The organism is Pseudidiomarina sp., assembly GCF_048268165.1.
Taxonomy (GTDB): domain Bacteria; phylum Pseudomonadota; class Gammaproteobacteria; order Enterobacterales; family Alteromonadaceae; genus Pseudidiomarina.
On record NZ_JBLWWA010000001.1, the window covers coordinates 996,115 to 1,013,256 of the forward strand.

Here is a 17,142-nt window from a genome sequence, read left to right on the forward strand (position 1 = left end):
TATCGCACTGTCACAAGTATTGCTGCAGGCTTTGATAAACTAGTTACGTAAATTCTATTAACGAGACTAGGTCGCAATGCGCATTGCAGTCGTACTAATTACATGTGCCGCCTTACTAGGAACCTGTTTTTTACCTAGTGCGGCGGCACAATCAGCAGCAACTATTGAAGCGGTTGAAGGGTTATCCATCGAGCGTATTTTTTCAGCGCCCAATTTAACCACCTCTGCACCACAGCAAATCAAATTCTCGCCTTCCGGCACGCATGTAAGTTATCTGGCTGGCTCGACAGAGCATCCGAACGTACTTGATTTATGGCTTTATGATGTACGTGAAAACCAACATCAACGCATCGTAAAAGCTGCCGACCTTACCAACCCAAACCAGCAACTTTCGGCCGAAGAGCAAGCGCGACGTGAACGATTGCGGGTGCGCTCAAGTGGTATTGTCGATTACTATTGGGCGCCTGACAGCACGGCGATACTCTTTCCGGTTAATGGCCAGCTTTACCTGTTTGACCGTGCGGCCAAGCAAGCGAGCAAGCTTACGGACGATAACTTATTTGCAACCGATATACGCTTTTCGCCGCAAGGTACGTACATCAGCTTTGTTCATGACTACAACTTATTTGTCATTGACCGAGCCACCAACAAAACCCATCAACTTACCCAGCGTTCACAGACCAATGAGCAGTTCGCGACGGCAGAGTTTGTCGCGCAAGAAGAAATGAAACGCATGACAGGGTACTGGTGGAGCCCCGACGAAACTCATTTAGCGGTTACACGCATCGATTTATCTCCTGTTGCTGTGCAGCGCCGTGTTGACGTGCATGCTGATCGCAGTGAGCTGGTTGAACAGCGTTATCCTGCCGCGGGTACTGCTAATGTCGACATTGACCTTGGTTTAATGCGATTACCAAATTTCGATGCCGAGGCGGTGCAGCCGCCAGAATTTAAGTGGCTGGAATTACAAGAGCGTCATCAAGCTGGCTATCTTGCGCGTGTTCAATGGTTGCCGGATAGCAAAAGCATCAGCTACCAATGGCAAAATCGCGCACAAAATCGTCTGACACTGTATCGCCAGCAGCTCACTGAAAAGACGCCACAGGCGATGATTGAGGAAACCAGCACCAGTTGGATCAACCTGAATGATGACTTGTACTTTCTTGATGACAGCCGTTACTTCATTTGGGCCTCTGAGCGCAGCGGGTTTAAACATCTTTATTTGTATCGTACTGACGGCAGCTTAATTCGCCAGCTCACCAGCGGTGATTGGATGGTCGACAGCTTGCGCCACGTCGATGAAATTACAGGCGTGGTTTATTTCACTGGGCGTAAACAATCGCCCCTTGAGCGCCATTTGTATCGGGTGAACCTGAATACCACAACACCCAGCCAGCCCAGCCAACTCAGTAGCCGCGCAGGCATGCACGAGGTGGTATTTGCCAGCGATGGCCGTAGCTATATCGATTACTTTTCCAGCGCGCGCCAACCGCCGCAAGTGAGCCTGCATGGTCCTACGGGACAACGCATCACCTGGTTACATGAAAACCGTTTAGACCAACAGCATCCGCTTTCGCCTTATTTGGCCACCTGGAGTTTCCCAGAGTTTGGTCACATTAATGCCGCAGATGGCCAGCGCTTGTACTATCAAATTAACAAGCCTGCCCAGATTGCTGACAACCAAAATCATCCGGCAGTGGTATTAGTATATGGCGGCCCGCGTGCGCAGCGTGTAACCAATAGTTGGGGTGATTATTTTACCCAGTACCTGGTGCAACAAGGGTACGTGGTATTCAAATTAGACAATCGGGGCAGCGGCAATCGCGGCCGCCAATTTGAAACTGGCATCTATCGTCAATTGAGTATGTTGGAAGTTGACGATCAAAAACTCGGCGCCCAGTGGCTCGCACAACAGCCCTATGTAAACGCCAATCAGATTGGGGTTTTTGGGCACAGTTATGGCGGCTATATGGCACTGCACTTGATTATGCGCGCGCCAGAATTGTTTAGCGCGGCAGTTGCCGGCGCCCCAGTTACTGATTGGGCGCTGTATGATACACATTATACCGAGCGCTACATGGGCACCCCGCAAGATAATCCTGAAGGGTACCAACAGGCCAATGTATTGACCTATGCGGATACGCTTGAACAGCCCTTGTTGATTTACCACGGCATGGCCGATGACAATGTACTGTTTAGCCATACCGCGTTGCTAACGCACCGATTGCAGCAATCGATGCTGCCCTTTGAAATGATGGCTTATCCCGGCAAAGCCCATGGTATTCGCGGGCGAACGGCGAGTATTCATCGCTACACCATGATTGCCGAGTTTTTCTCTCGGCACTTACGTTAACCTTGCTGGATACGTTATACTGAGCGCATCAAAACCCACATGGAGTGAAAACAGATGCGCTTTTTATCCCGCCGCTTGGTTATGCCAAACGATCTCAACTTCGCCGGCTCTTTGTTCGGCGGCCGTATTCTCGAGTGGATTGACGAAGAAGCATATATTTTTGCTGCGTGTCAGCTTGACGCAAAAAGTCTGGTCACCAAACACATTGGGGCCATCAGCTTTGATACATCCGCCTACCAAGGTGATGTGGTTGAGTTTGGCCTTGGTGTGAAAAAAGTGGGCAAGTCGTCAGTCACGGTTACCTGCGTGGTACGCAACAAACAAACCAAACAAAATATCTGTGTCGCCGATGATATTGTTTTCGTTCATATCGACCCAGAAACACGCACACCACAACCGCATGGTAAAACCAAAGCAGAGCTTGATGCACTGCCTATTGAAACGCCGATGTAGTTGCGTTTTGTTCTCAGCAGAAGTCAAAAAAAAGGCCGAAACGACTGTTTCGGCCTTTTTTATTTCTTTCAGAATTACTTATAAAGCGTACGAATCCAGCGCTCTTCAGTAATAAAGTTCCACGACCAATCGGCCCACTGTTCACTCAAACCGCTCTCAACAGCTTCATCTTCGGTCATGCCTTGTTCTTTCATCGCCATAACTTCGGCACGTGTGGCTTCCATCATATCCACCAAACGAATCCAATCATCACGGTTCGATAAGCCACCGTGGCCTGGAATAATTTGTGTGTCCGCATCCAACTGTTGAACAACTGCACGCACGTTATCAATATAGCCTTGAACGTTACCGCCAGCATTTAAGTCAACAAACGGGAAACGATCCACAAAGAACAAATCACCGGCATGAATCACGTTGCTATTTGGGAACCAAACAATAATGTCACCATCGGTGTGGCCGTTCGGGTAATGCGTTAACTTGATGGACGCATCGCCGGTGTCGACACTGTGCATTTGCTTGAATGTCATTTTCGGCAAACCGGCAGTATCAAAGTCATTGTTTGCTGCCAAACGAACCCGTACATTGTCGTGTGCAACCACCGTTACGCCTTTGCGCGCAAATGCCGCGTTACCGTCAGTGTGATCGCCATGAAAATGCGTGTTGACCAACGTCTTGATTGGTTGCTCAGAAATTTCAGCGATGGCCGCGCTAATTTTATCCGCCAGCCCTTTGTACTGAGCATCAATCATGACCACACCGTCGTCACCCACGTACACGCCAATATTGCCGCCCATACCGGTTAACATATACACCCGCTCGCTCAATTGCGTGGCTTTAATCTCCACGTTATCCATGTTCGACTGGGCTTGTACTGCAAATGCTGTAAATAGATACAGCGCGCTAATAAAACCAAATTTCAAACCACGCATTGAGTTTCTCCTGTGTCAGTGCGTTAGCACCTTCTTAAAAGTGCTTATTGATGCAAGTAACAACCTGCAAAGCAAGTAACTGGTGCCGCTGTCGGCTTACCATGTTGCCAGTCTCCGCCTTCTATACCACTACCTGCAATGTCTACATGCACAAAAGGCAAAGGTTGTTGACTATCGGTACCGTGTTTATCAAGACCCGCTGCAATCGCTAAAAATGCCATTGGGAACTGATGTCCACGCCGGGTTGTTGCAGAAGGCCCATTATTACTGGAAAGCGTGTCGTCAGATTTTGTCCGCGGACGCACAAAATCGTAATCTTCACGACGTGACCACGAGATTTCAGTCGGGTCGCCATAAACTTCACCCGCTTCCCATAACTTTTCAGTCAATTCATTTACGCGTGCTGGACCATTCGGGATCAATGCGGTGTAAGGGCCCTTCGCCAAAGCTGCATGTCCGGTTAAGGTTGCAACGCTGAATAATTGCGGGCGTGGATAGTTCGGCGCTTCTTCACGTAAATGTGACAGTAAATCTGCCAATACGAGACGCCCTTCTGCATCGGTATTACCGATACGGACACGCACACCACTGTGCGCTGTAATAATTTCATCGGCGACAAATGCGTCTGCACCTATGCTATTGCGCACCACGCCAAGTTCCGCCACCACGTTCAATGTTTCAGGACGCATTTCAGCAACCGTTTTAACAAATCCAGCTACGCCAGCGGCGCCGCCCTTGTCACGGCTCATGCCAGCCATATGCCCACCGGTTTTAACATCCGCACCACCCGTATCATAGACAATGCCTTTACCGGCAAACATCAGCGTTTGTTCAGCTGCTGGCGCTTTATATTCAAGCCGCACAACACAGGGTTGATGACGCTCAACTCCCAATGAAGCGCGCGCCACGGCCATCAGCAATGGGTATTCGTGTTGTAGTTGTTGCACATCATCAATCACAGTCACGCGTACAGGCGAGTGCGCAAACGTTTGCTGACAGTACTCGGCAAAGCGTGGCGGTGCCATACGTTCCGGCTCAGTACCTGCCAAATCACGAGCGACCCGTTTGCCAGCTTCCACCGCTTCCAACCAAGTTTCGTCTAAAGTGCCAACAATGCCAATTTCTTGCACGGTCTCTATGCTTTCTTCACCCAAGTGCTCACGCGCTTCCAATGGCTCATACAGCGCTTGGCAAATCCCCCAATACGCAACCGCTTCTGCTTGCCCATAGCGTGCTTCATTCGGCACCCCAAACACCACCAGCAGTGGCTTCACAATACCTGCTTGCTGCGCAATTCGGGCAGCGGCGCCCGCTGCATCGGCAACGTTGCGCACATCGTCATAATCTCGGGTAAGTGGTCCGGTTGGTGCAATAATCAAACGCCCACCGGATACGTCCGCAGGCGTCAATAACGGCTGTTGCCCTACGCGTGCGTCAAGTTGCTGGGCTTGGGCGACAAATTCAGCAAAGTCATCCGGTATATCACGCTGAAAATCACCGAGTAAAATCACGCCGTCAAATTCACCGCTGGCTGTTGCGGCATAACTTTCGAATACACGTACTTTTGGAAATGACATAGAAACCTCGTTGTTCGTTATTCGTTATTCGTTGTTCGTTCGTTCGCGTCGCCACTTGGTGCCGGTCGCGCTATCCTCTAACTCAATATTCATCGCTTTTAACGCGTCACGCGCGGCGTCTGCACGCCCCCAATCTTTCGCGGCACGTGCATCATTGCGTTCGGTAATCAATGCTTCAATAGCAGCAACATCATCTTTGTCACCGCCCTGTAAGAAGCTTTCGGCGGGCTGCTGCAAAACCCCTAACAAACCACCTAGATGCCGCAATTCAGCTGCATAAGCCGCTGCTTTGCTCGGCTCATTTTGCAAGGTCCGGTTTATTTCACGCGCTAAATCAAACAGCACTGGCATCGCTTCAGGTACATTAAAGTCGTCGTCCATCGCAGCATTAAAGCGCTCTTGGTAGGACGCAGTAAGTGCCGCATCAACATCGCCTTCAGGTGCTTCGCGTAAAGCCGTGTATAAACGTTCCAGGCCCGCGCGAGCTTGATCAAGATTCTCTTTAGAATAGTTCAATTGTGAGCGGTAATGGCTAGAAACCAGGAAATAACGCACAGTTTCAGCATCGTATTGCGCCAGCACATCACGAATTGTGAAGAAGTTGCCCAATGACTTCGACATCTTCACTTCATCAACCTGCACCATGCCACTGTGCATCCAGTAATTCACATAATTACTGTGGTTCGCACAACAGCTTTGCGCTACTTCGTTTTCATGGTGTGGAAAAATCAAATCTGAGCCACCACCATGAATATCAAAGTTTTCACCTAAATGGCGTTTGTTCATTGCTGAACACTCAATATGCCAGCCCGGCCGCCCATCACCCCAAGGCGAAGGCCAACTCGGCTCGCCCGCTTTGGCTTGTTTCCACAATACAAAGTCGAGTGGATCTTGCTTATTGTCCGCAACATCAACCCGCGCGCCCGACTGCAATTGTTCGAGGTTTTGGCGACTTAATTTGCCATATGCTTCAAAGGTGCTCACATCAAATAAAACATCACCGTCATTGGCTACGTAGGCGTTGCCATTAGCGATCAAGGTTTCAATCATGGCAATAATGTCGCCCATGTGGCCCGTCACGGTAGGTTCAACATCAGGACGAACCAGGTTCAACGCATCAAAATCGTCATGCATGGCCTGTGTAAAACGTTCCGTGACCGCCCCAATTGATTCATTGTTTTCAGCAGCACGACGAATGATTTTATCGTCAACGTCAGTAATGTTCCGTACATACTTGACCGCGTATCCACGCGCACGTAGGTAACGAACCACAACATCGAAAGCGACATAGGTGCGTGCATGACCAATGTGACAGTAGTCATAAATGGTTACCCCGCATACGTACAACTTCACTTCGCCTGGCGTGATTGGCGTAAACGCCTCTTTTTGGCGGGTTAACGTATTAAAAACTTTCAACATGCACGGCTGCTCCTGTCTCACTGCATGACTACAATAAAATTAAGACTGACATGATAACGCAAGGTGCGCCTAGGTCACAAACAATGCTAAACTACTGCGCAAATTATATCTGTTTACATCTGTAAAACGTGGAGCACAATCGATGCAGGTTACCCTACATACAAATCATGGCGATATCACGCTTGAATTATTCGCTGACAAAGCCCCGAAAACCGTTGAGAACTTCCTCTCTTACGTGCGCGAGGGCTTCTACGAGAATACGCTGTTTCACCGTGTTATTCGCGGCTTTATGGTTCAAGGCGGCGGCTTTAATACCGAAATGGTCCAAAAGCCGACAAAAGCAGCGGTTGATAACGAAGCGAACAATGGCTTGAAGAACACCCGGGGTACAGTTGCAATGGCCCGTACACAAGACCCACATTCAGCAACATCACAATTTTTTATTAATGTAGCTGACAACGAATTCCTAAACTTCAAAAACGAAAGTATGGGTGGCTGGGGCTACTGTGTTTTCGCCGAGGTTGTAGAAGGTATGGACGTTGTGACGGCTATTGAAGCCGTACGTACATCGCATGCTGGATTCCATCAAGACGTGCCAGTTGACGATGTGATTATTAAGAGCGCCAGCATTAGCGAGTAAACCATGACCACTTGGTTCATCTCTGACTTGCATTTAAGCCCAGCGCGGCCTGATATGACCGCGCTGTTCCAGCGTTTTTTGCAAGAACAAGCCCGTCACTCAGAAGCCTTGTATATTTTAGGCGACTTGTTTGATGCCTGGATTGGAGATGATGACACCAGTGATTTTGCTGCCACAGTGCAAGCAGCGCTGCGGCAGCTGACAAATTCCGGCGTGCCCGTTTATTTTATTGCTGGCAATCGTGATTTTTTAATTGGTCGTCGGTTTAGTGAAACTACCGGTGTGCAAGTATTGCCCGAACCCAGCGTTATCAATTTATACGGTCAGCCGACGCTTATTTTGCACGGTGATACCTTATGCACTGAAGATGTTAGCTACCAACGCTTCCGTAAGGTAATTCGCCACCGCTGGATACAGAAGTTTCTATTAGCATTACCGCTGAAACTACGTATGCGTATTGCAACCAAATTGCGTGCCTCTAGCAAAACCCAAAAACCTCTCAGTGAGGCCCAGCTAAACATCATGGATGCCAATGAACACGCTGTGCGCGAAGCCTTTGTGAATTATGATGTGCAGCGTATGATTCATGGCCATACACATCGGCCCAAAGTGCATCACCACCGTTTGCCTAATGGTGAAATGGCCGAACGCATCGTGTTAGGTGACTGGTACACACAAGGTAGTTTTTTGAAAGTCACTGCAGTCGAAAGCCAACTAATCACCACCCCATTAAACAACGATAATCTCTAGCTCACCGCGTTACATCCCTGCTGGTACAGGCCCGCTATGAAACCTTAACTCGGTATCAGGTTGCTGAATCAGCTGTGCTTCAATCTCGCCAAAAAACGCAACGCGTGTCGCTATCGGCTGCCCTGAGATTTGCTCCGCCAATTCAAGATAGTCCTCAAAATGCCGCGCTTCTGAGCGCAGCAAACTGCTATAAAATTTTCCCAACGCAGGGTCAACATGTGGTGCTAGCGCAGCGAAGCGTTCACACGAACGTGCTTCAATGTACGCCCCGCAAATTAACTTATCCATTAATGTCGCCGGCTCATGGGTACGAACATGACGCAACATACCGCGAGCGTAGCGGCTTGAAGATATATTGTCATAGGCAATACCGAGCGCATCCATAATCTCCAGTACTTGGTAAAAATGGTGCAGCTCCTCTTTGATCAGCATGACCATTTTATCAATTAATACTTGGCTATACGCGGTATCACTTTTCGGGAGCATCGCTTTAGTGAGGCGTTCGTGGTCGGCCAGCTCACGCCAATCCCCACGCTTGCGATAAGCAAAATCTTCATAGGGCTGCAACCAAGCTAGTAACGCGTCGCCGCTCGCATCATCCACTGCATAACGTCGAATCAACAACATTGCCGATTGCGCAGCCTTTAGCTCACACACCAGGTGATCAATCAACAAATTCGGTAAATTTTCAGGTTTAACTGCGTCATTTAGCCACGCTGTAGGCGTTTCACACTGTAAAAATTTTCGAATTGGGGTTAATAGTGCATCCACTGTTGACTCTCTCACCGGTAAATTTGATTAAATTTTAATCACACAAATAATTTATGGTTATTCTCAGCAAAATTGCTTGACTCTGCTGAAAATCCGACCAATATTGACTGTAAGACGTGCAAAAAACGTCATTGAAACTATAAAAAATCAGAACAATAACCGAAGTTGAGGAATGTCATGATTCTAAATCATATTTGGGGGCTTTACGCTCACCCGGTCGATGAATGGAAATCCATCGACCAACGTCACGAAAGTATGACTTTTGCACTTAGTCACATCCTGATTATCGCACTGTTACCTTGTGCGGCAGCATATTACGCGTCTGCGCATTTAGGATGGAGTATTGGCGCTCGTGAAGCCACATTCCTAACTCAATCCAGCGCGATGACCATGGCAATTGCTATGTACGCCGGTATTATTATCGCAACCTTCGCACTAGCTTACCTGATTCATTGGATGGCAAAAACCTTTGGGGCTGACCCAACCTTTACGCAATCGCTTGAACTAGCGGCCTACACAGCAACACCTGCAATCATGTCTGGTGTCGCGGCATTGTACCCAGAATTATGGTTTGTCACTATGGTCTTTTTGGCTGGTGTGGCTTATTCAGTCTATCTGCTCTATTCAGGTGTTCCTATTCTGATGCATATTCCGGAAGAGCGTGGCTTCATGTATTCATCCTCAGTGGTTACTGCGGGGTTAATCATGATGGTGGTGCTGATGGTTACCTCCGCAATTATTTGGACCAATGGTTTTGGCCCAGAGTATATGTAAAATAAGCACGCAGAAAAACATACAAGCCCAGCCTCAGCGCTGGGCTTTTTATTTCGTGGCGGTTCAGTAACAACCTAACGCACAGTGCTACTGTTTAAATAAGAAATCTGATAGGCTTGAGCGGTTTTTAATAGTTTACGCACACGTCAACGTTGCCACGCTGTGATCGAAAGGAATTTGTATGTCAGAAAATAAAAAGAAGCTCAGCCTCACGAGCCGGATTGTGATCGGAATGGTTGCCGGTATTGTCTTGGGCATTTTACTCAAAGCACTATTCCCCGACAGCACCATTGTCGAAGGCTATTTGACCAAGGGTATTTTCTACGTTGTTGGACAAATATTTATCGCCTCACTGCAAATGTTAGTGGTGCCATTGGTATTTGTATCCTTAGTAGTAGGCACCTGTTCCCTCAGCGACCCGAGTAAACTTGGTCGTCTTGGCGGTAAAGCAGTCGGTTTGTATCTCATCACCACCGCCATTGCCATAACCTTTGCGATTGCAATGGCTGTATTGGTGCAACCTGGCACAGGCCTTGAGCTCGCCACAGATGCAACCTACGAACCGACGCAGGCACCATCGCTGGCTCAGGTAATTATCGATTTATTCCCAACTAACCCATTCAATGCGTTCGCCAACGGCAATATGCTGCAGATCATTGTGTTTGCACTGTTGTTTGGTATCTCGATGGCATTAGTAGGTAAAGCGGGCGACCGAGTGAAAACCCTATTTGATGACTTTAACGAAGTCATCATGAAGTTAGTCATTATTCTCATGAACATCGCGCCATATGGCGTGTTTGCTCTGATGGCGAAACTGTTCGCCGAAACCTCGTTTGAGACCATCTTCAGCCTCGGCAAGTACTTCTTGCTCGTGCTGTTTGTATTGATTGCCCATGCACTCATTACTTACCCTATAATTCTGAAAGGTTTGTCAGGCATGAACCCGAGGATTTTCCTACGCAAAATGCGCGAAGTTCAAATCTTTGGTTTCAGTACGGCCAGTTCAAACGCCACCATGCCGGTTACTCTTGAAACCGTCACCAAACGTTTGGGTGTGCACAACAGCGTCGGTTCATTCACCGTGCCGCTGGGCGCTACCATCAACATGGACGGCACGGCAATCATGCAAGGTGTCGCAACCGTATTTATTGCCCAAGTTTATCTGGTTGATTTATCCATTGCTGACTATCTGATGGTGGTACTCACCGCAACCTTAGCTTCGGTCGGTACTGCTGGTGTGCCTGGTGTTGGCATGATAATGCTGGCGATGGTGCTCGGTCAGGTCGGTTTGCCCGTTGAAGGCATCGGTTTAATCATCGGCGTTGATCGCCTGCTTGATATGACACGCACTGCAGTCAATGTAACCGGTGACGCAATGGTATCGGTGGTGGTCGCGAAAAGTGAAGGTGCATTGGATGAAGATGTGTTCAATGACGCGAAAGCCGATTTGAAAGAAAGAAACCTTTAAAAGCAACAACGATATTAGCTATTGGATATTAGATCGATGCATTTGTGTTTTTCTAATATCTAACGGCTAATATCGCACTTTCTCGTTAGCGAATTTCTCGCCAAACAAACTGTGTTAACCTGCCATAATCGACCACCGCATCAGAATTACCTGCCATCGCTTGCTCCAGCACCTGCTCAAGTACCGGCCACAACAACTTAGCAATATAAGTATCGGCGGTATCGTCCGCGTGCGCAGGGGGAAGTTCAAGCAACGCCAATCGTACACTGAGTATAGGCTGACCTTGGTCAAATAGGTTCAGCACCACGTTTTCTAATCGCGACTGCTTTATCTGCCACATAATTGAGTTTGATGCACGCTGCAGCACTTGCTGACGCATTGCTGCTTCATAAAGAGCATGCAGATTGGATTGGCCCTTGCCATAGTAAGCAACGGTTAACTGGGCATCACGAGCAACCACGGAGTCGACCACCAGATTATTTTTCTGAGGCGTAAGCCACTCTCCCTTAACCAACACCTGATCTGCTCGTAGAACTTGATTGAGGCCTTCATCAAGTGCCTCCACCCGAGTCGTTAGACGAATATCTTCAGCGCGCAGCTCACCAAGTAGCGTAATCAATTCCAATTTACGATAGGCAAAATCAGCACTTAGATGGCTATCGGCTCGCTCTTGTAAAATATCACCGAGACGCTCTGACAGAGTCTGTTCAGCACTAGTTGGCGTGCTTGCCAACGCTAACACCACACTGATTACAGTAAAACTTAGCTTAAGACGTGCCATACACACTCCATTAACGACGTTGATGCCGCTCTCGATTCAACTGTTTCTGATCGGCGTTCTTACGCAGCATCAGATACAAAGCACCGCTGCCGCCATGGTGACGTTGCGCGCTATGAAAGGCCATAACTGGCTCCAGTTCACGCAACCACTTATTCACGTAGCTTTTAATTAATGCTGGGTGCGGCTTAGAGTGTTTGCCTTGGCCATGAATAATCAACGCCGAACGCACACCACTTGCGTGACAGTCTTGAATAAACTCAAACAATGCCACCCGTGCTTGCCGCAGGCTGTGGTTATGTAAATTCAAACTTGCATCCAGCGGGTATTGGCCAAGGCGCAGCCGCTTGTAAACGCCGTGCTGAACGCCATCCCGCTTAAACGCGAGCAGCTCACTCGGCTCGACAAGATCGACATACTCAGTGGAAAGAAAGTTTATATCTTCTTCCAGCTGCTGTTCGGCCGCCCTGCGCCGTTCTTGTTGTGCCAGCGTGGGGGCGAAAGCGGTACGAATATCCGCAACGTCTTGCCCCGCTAACGGTGTTACACCGGTCATCTCACTACGAAACAATTCAAAATCATCGCTCATGGTGCACCTCTACTGCGTAATGCCGGCTTCATCTGTCCTTTATGCAGGATTAATACCTTGGATTAATTTTTACTGATAAAGTTCTTAACAGCATAGAGTATCGCCGCGACGTTACGCCCAACACGTTCGCCGATATTCTTTTTAACCACATAACGCACTAAAAACATATCATGGCTTTCACGACGCTCTAGTAACCAGGCATCGCTGGTTGTTAGAGAGTCAACCAAGCCATAAGTTAATGCTTCTTGTGCAGTCCAGTATTCGCCAGTTGCTACTTTGTCAAAATCCAACTCTGGACGAAACTTACGAATATGCGCCTTAAATTGTTCATGTATATTCTCAAGGTCTTGCTTAAATTTGTGGCGCCCTTCTTCGGTGTTTTCACCAAACATCGTTAACGTACGCTTGTATTCGCCGGCTGTAACTTGCTCAAAATCAACATCATGCTTCTTTAGCCAGCGATGAAAATTCGGTAACTGAGCCAACACGCCAATAGAACCAATAATTGCAAAGGGTGCTGCCTGTATGTGATTCGCAACTGCAGCCATCATGTACCCACCACTGGCCGCAACTTTGTCGACGCTTACAATTAGCTCTAAGTCTGCATCGCGCAAGCGCTGTAATTGAGCCGCCCCAAGTCCATAACCATGCACTACCCCGCCGGGGCTCTCTAAGCGCACCATAACTTGCTCACCCGGCTCAGCGACAGCCACCACCGCATTCACTTCGCGGCGCAACGAATCCACTTCGTGCGCATCCATGCTACCTTTGAAATCAATCACGAATATACGCTTTCGTGCGCTTGCGCCTTTTTGCTCTTTTTGCTTACGTTTTAATTCTTTTTGTATCTTCTTACGGTGTTTCTTATCCAACAACTCAAGCTTCAAGCGGTGCACACCATCGCGTAAGTCATCCGATAAACGGTCGACAACCAACTCGCCCTTACGGCCTTTTTGACGCTGCGCTGCCTGCGCGATAACACCAACAATGAGCATCACGGCGAACACAATAACTGCTGCTTTCAGTACGAAAACCATTAAATCTTGCGCTATATCCCACATCGTTTTTCTCCATAAAAAAAGGCCGACGAAGCGGCCTTTTTATTCATTCTTCGCTGTTGTTTATGGTTGCACAACATCTGGGTTTTGAACAGGGATAACCGTGTTATCTGTGCTGAACCAAACCGCAGTTTGTGTTTGCATTTCTTGCGTTGCTGCAGGTGATGCCGATGGGTCAACAATTGAACCATGGCTACCCGCCGTGAAGCGCACTGCACCAGAAACTGGCGTACCGTCAACAGTCACTAAGGTTTCAGTCACTGCTTCTAACCCTAATGCGCTAATCAATGGCTCTGTACCTGCCAGTGGCTTGTTCGCTACAGCATTCGGAATAACCTGGTCAGGTAAATTCTCAGCGCCATCGCCAACAACTTCAATTAAGTGCACAGGCGTTTCCGTCGCAACTAAGCTTGACGCGTAGTTGATCGGGTCAGCTGAGTCGACCACGGTTTGAGCCGCAAAAGCGAACTGCTCGAACACCGAAGTAATTGCAGCTTGCTCGGCGCCACTTAAACTTGCCCAGAACTGGTCATAAACTGAAATCAACAAACCTTGGAATTCAGGAGCTGTTGGTGCAACACCTTGCGCTTCTGCAGTTGCGTTAACAGCAGCTGCAAAATCAGCGCTTTGTGCATAAAGCAATTGGCTCTTAATAACCGGGCCAAAGCTATTTGACGCCAACAAGAAGTTAGCAATACTGCCACCTGGAGCCATGAACGAGCTACCCTGAACTGAGAACAGTGCAGAAGCCGCTTCTAATGGCCCTGTCATTGGCGTATTAGCTACTGCGCTAAATGCAGTACCGGCAATCGCACCCAATGAGTGGCCCGCGAAGTAAACACGGTCTGCATCAATTGGAGCATTGGTTGCATTTAAGCTTAAGCGCAAACCAAGTAAATCTGATACCGACTGACGCAAGTTGTCACGTGTCGTCAACAAGCTGCCTAAATTCATATAAGCAGTTGCTGGGCCTTTACCTGAGGTTGCATTGATAGCACCAAAGCCTCGGTCACCGTGTAACGGATGGTCAATTGCCACAGTGGCAACACCATTTAAAGCCATCATACCGGCTAATGACAGTGAGGTTTCTTTATATGCAGTAATACCATGCTGGAATATCGCAATTGGCCAACCGTCAGCTGGCATGGTGATTGGATCCATACCCATACCACCACGTACAGCGTTTACAGTTGCTAAATCAGGCACTGTAACCACGGCATTTACGGTAACATTGCCTTGTACGGCAGGTACTGGGTTGAATTTAGTCACGTGACGTTCTTCGTCAACGCCCGGGAAGTCCATTGCTGCAACAGCTTCAGGTGTACTCGCTTGTAAACATGCTTGCACCCAAGCTGGAATAAATGTTGCAGCACCACCACTTAACCATGTTGGATCAATTGACGGCGTGTTGGTCGGATCAATAGCACCGGCCTGAATCGCACCAAGTACCGACACACCACTGTCACACTTCGCCATCCAACGACCTTCTAAAGGCGCGGTTGGGCTTTCAGCGGTTGGTAACGGTGAGAAATAAGGCAAAGTAACCTGGCCACCGTATACCTGAGCGGTACTTGACAGCTGATACGCTGGGTTCGATGGGTCATTTGGTAATGCTCCCGCCTGAACCAGCGCTTGTGCTGCGTTATAACCTAGTGGCGCCACACCCAATGATGGTGACGGCGTACCCGCTTGCGCAGTCGCAGAGAACTGTGCAGCCATCATGGTTTTTACCATATAGAATGCATCAGCCGTTGATTGCGTAGTGAAGCTTGACGCATACGTTACGGTATCGGTATCAACGCCGTGTGCAGCCAATGCTGCTTCGTGGCTATTAATTAAGCCTTGCAAGCTTTGCGCAGAAGGATCAGGAGAAACTGGGTCAGTACTAACTGAACGTTTCATTAAACCGTAAGTTTGTGACGGTTTTACACTACGCCCCAGTGAGTCTTGAATATTATCGGTCAATACAGCCAAGTAACCCGTTTTCGCTTTAAATGGCTTCAACGGCACGACTGCAACACCTGCAGGGCCGGTAGCTTTCACGATAAAGTCTTGACCATGAACCAATTCAGCAGCTACCGCGCAGGTTACTGCTGGGCTTGGCGCTGCGGCACAAGCAGCGCTTACGTCACTGCCGCCCATGATGGTTTCAAATACACGGATTGAACCGGGCGCTTCAAGCGACGCTGCGCTTACACTAACCTGGTCACCGTTTTCATCTGTTGGCAATGAAAAACTGAATGTTAACGTTGAGTGCGTACCCCAACCGTCTAAGCCGTTGATTGCAACCTGTGGGTTACCACCGTCGGTAGGATCGGCCACAGGAATATTAAGTGTACCGTCTACGGTACCGCTTAACAGAATATTGCTCGGCACGGGTACCTGACCATTTGACGGATCAAATACAACGCGTGTCGCTGCTACTTGATATTCGGCTTTCACCGATTCTGGCGCATCTTCACCGCTACCACAGCCGACTAAGCTGAGCGCGCTACCGATCGCTGTTACAAGCAAGAGTTTTTTCATGAGGCTTCCCCAATCCTTGTTCGTGTTGTTATGTATTGAGCACCTGCAGGATGCTATTGTTCGTTTCGCCTATCATCGCCTTTTTAAACTGGTACGACAAGACGTTTTAATTAACAAAATTTTATACACTGTCTGAGCGTAACTTGAAAGTATTTCTCAATAATTTATCTGCACCTGCTGAGAATAATAGCAAAAACCAGTACACTTACCGAATCCACATATTAATTTAAACGTTCAGTTAACTAGAGTGTAAGCATAAAATGAACGCAATGCATAATGTCCAAAAGAATGCCCCGAAAGATTACGCGATAAAACCCGATTTGCTGGCTGGTAAAACTATTTTAGTCACCGGCGCTGGCGACGGAATCGGTCGTGAAGCAGCTAAAACCTTTGCCCATTGCGGCGCCACTGTAATTCTACTCGGCCGCACCGTGAAGAAGCTTGAAGCGGTTTACGATGAAATTGTTGCCGCAGGTGGTCCTGAACCTGCAATTGTTCCGCTCGATATGAAGGGCGCAACAAAATCACACTACCAAGGCATGGCTGCCACAATTGTTGAACAGTTCGGGCACCTCGACGGCCTGCTACAGAATGCAAGCTTGCTGGGGGTGTTGTCACCGTTTGAGCACATCGATCACGACTCCTGGAACGACATCATGCAAGTAAACGTCACCGCGCAATTCATGATGACTCAAGCCCTCATGCCAGCCTTGAAGAAAGCACCGCATGCAAGCATCGTGTTTACATCGTCAGGTGTCGGCCGCCAAGGCAAAGCATTTTGGGGACCATACGCAGTCAGCAAATTTGCAACCGAAGGTTTAGCACAAGTTATGGCCGACGAGTACGAAGGCACCAATTTGCGCGTGAATGTAATTAATCCTGGCGCAACCCGCACCACCATGCGCTCAAAAGCCTACCCTGCCGAAGATCCTAACAAACTGAAGACCCCGGCGGATTTAATGCCGTTGTATGTCTATTTGATGGCGGACGATAGCATCGGCGTGAACAATCAATCACTAAATGCGCAGTAAAATCTAAAGGCGTTAGTCGTTATTCG

General features: G+C 48.5%; 15 protein-coding genes. 7 read left to right on the top strand and 8 right to left on the bottom strand.

Features of this window, described 5'->3' with window-relative positions; translation table 11 throughout:
- Positions 1–76: 76 nt before the first annotated feature.
- Together ACN0UY_RS04815 and ACN0UY_RS04820 are read left to right on the top strand one after the other, a co-directional pair.
- Complete coding sequence (locus ACN0UY_RS04815; protein WP_417665592.1) at positions 77–2,353, top strand: alpha/beta fold hydrolase; 2,277 nt, start codon at positions 77–79, stop codon at positions 2,351–2,353.
- Between the two features lie 54 nt (positions 2,354–2,407).
- Positions 2,408–2,806 carry an acyl-CoA thioesterase gene (locus ACN0UY_RS04820; protein WP_417665593.1) on the top strand — a complete coding sequence of 133 codons (399 nt, stop codon included), beginning with the start codon at positions 2,408–2,410 and terminating at the stop codon, positions 2,804–2,806.
- Between the two features lie 74 nt (positions 2,807–2,880).
- Here ACN0UY_RS04820 and ACN0UY_RS04825 read toward each other — a convergent pair whose 3' ends face one another.
- Genes ACN0UY_RS04825 through cysS form a run of 3 tightly spaced genes read right to left on the bottom strand, consistent with a single transcriptional unit; the run spans position 2,881 to position 6,731 of the window.
- A complete protein-coding gene (locus ACN0UY_RS04825) occupies positions 2,881–3,735 on the bottom strand; it encodes an MBL fold metallo-hydrolase (RefSeq protein WP_417665594.1) in 855 nt (284 codons plus the stop codon).
- Positions 3,736–3,779: 44 nt separating this feature from the next.
- A complete protein-coding gene (locus ACN0UY_RS04830) occupies positions 3,780–5,312 on the bottom strand; it encodes a leucyl aminopeptidase family protein (protein WP_417665595.1) in 1,533 nt (510 codons plus the stop codon).
- A gap of 24 nt (positions 5,313–5,336) precedes the next feature.
- A complete protein-coding gene (gene cysS, locus ACN0UY_RS04835; protein ID WP_417665596.1) occupies positions 5,337–6,731 on the bottom strand; it encodes a cysteine--tRNA ligase in 1,395 nt (464 codons plus the stop codon).
- Between the two features lie 142 nt (positions 6,732–6,873).
- On the opposite strand from cysS, the gene ACN0UY_RS04840 reads away from it, so the two are divergent.
- Together ACN0UY_RS04840 and lpxH are read left to right on the top strand one after the other, a co-directional pair.
- On the top strand, positions 6,874–7,371 hold the full coding sequence (locus ACN0UY_RS04840; protein WP_417665597.1) for a peptidylprolyl isomerase: 498 nt from the start codon (positions 6,874–6,876) through the stop codon (positions 7,369–7,371).
- Positions 7,372–7,374: 3 nt separating this feature from the next.
- Entirely contained in the window at positions 7,375–8,121 is a 747-nt protein-coding gene (lpxH, locus tag ACN0UY_RS04845; protein WP_417665598.1) for a UDP-2,3-diacylglucosamine diphosphatase, read from the top strand.
- 9 nt (positions 8,122–8,130) lie between these two features.
- Here lpxH and miaE read toward each other — a convergent pair whose 3' ends face one another.
- Entirely contained in the window at positions 8,131–8,892 is a 762-nt protein-coding gene (gene miaE, locus ACN0UY_RS04850; RefSeq protein ID WP_417665599.1) for a tRNA isopentenyl-2-thiomethyl-A-37 hydroxylase MiaE, read from the bottom strand.
- Between the two features lie 177 nt (positions 8,893–9,069).
- Here miaE and ACN0UY_RS04855 point away from each other — a divergent pair, with 177 nt between their 5' ends.
- Both ACN0UY_RS04855 and ACN0UY_RS04860 read left to right on the top strand, forming a co-directional pair.
- The gene (locus tag ACN0UY_RS04855; protein WP_128351164.1) at positions 9,070–9,666 is read left to right on the top strand and encodes a Yip1 family protein; all 597 of its coding nucleotides are present in this window, start codon (positions 9,070–9,072) and stop codon (positions 9,664–9,666) included.
- 181 nt (positions 9,667–9,847) lie between these two features.
- Positions 9,848–11,134 (top strand): dicarboxylate/amino acid:cation symporter, encoded by a 1,287-nt coding sequence (locus ACN0UY_RS04860; RefSeq protein WP_417665600.1) that lies wholly within the window; start codon positions 9,848–9,850, stop codon positions 11,132–11,134.
- A gap of 85 nt (positions 11,135–11,219) precedes the next feature.
- Here the strand turns inward: ACN0UY_RS04860 and ACN0UY_RS04865 are convergent, their stop codons facing one another.
- The 4 genes from ACN0UY_RS04865 to ACN0UY_RS04880 all read right to left on the bottom strand — a co-directional run bounded on the left by ACN0UY_RS04865 (position 11,220) and on the right by ACN0UY_RS04880 (position 16,085).
- Positions 11,220–11,915, bottom strand: a complete 696-nt coding sequence (locus tag ACN0UY_RS04865; protein WP_417665601.1) for a hypothetical protein — start codon at positions 11,913–11,915, stop codon at positions 11,220–11,222.
- Positions 11,916–11,925: 10 nt separating this feature from the next.
- Positions 11,926–12,501, bottom strand: a complete 576-nt coding sequence (smrA, locus tag ACN0UY_RS04870) for a DNA endonuclease SmrA (RefSeq protein ID WP_417665602.1) — start codon at positions 12,499–12,501, stop codon at positions 11,926–11,928.
- Positions 12,502–12,563: 62 nt separating this feature from the next.
- Positions 12,564–13,562, bottom strand: coding sequence for a protease SohB (gene sohB, locus ACN0UY_RS04875; RefSeq protein ID WP_417665603.1), 999 nt, complete (start codon positions 13,560–13,562; stop codon positions 12,564–12,566).
- 60 nt (positions 13,563–13,622) lie between these two features.
- Positions 13,623–16,085, bottom strand: a complete 2,463-nt coding sequence (locus ACN0UY_RS04880; protein WP_417665604.1) for a VolA/Pla-1 family phospholipase — start codon at positions 16,083–16,085, stop codon at positions 13,623–13,625.
- A 269-nt stretch (positions 16,086–16,354) separates the two neighbouring features.
- Here ACN0UY_RS04880 and ACN0UY_RS04885 point away from each other — a divergent pair, with 269 nt between their 5' ends.
- Positions 16,355–17,116, top strand: coding sequence for a YciK family oxidoreductase (locus ACN0UY_RS04885; RefSeq protein ID WP_417665605.1), 762 nt, complete (start codon positions 16,355–16,357; stop codon positions 17,114–17,116).
- Positions 17,117–17,142 lie beyond the last annotated feature (26 nt).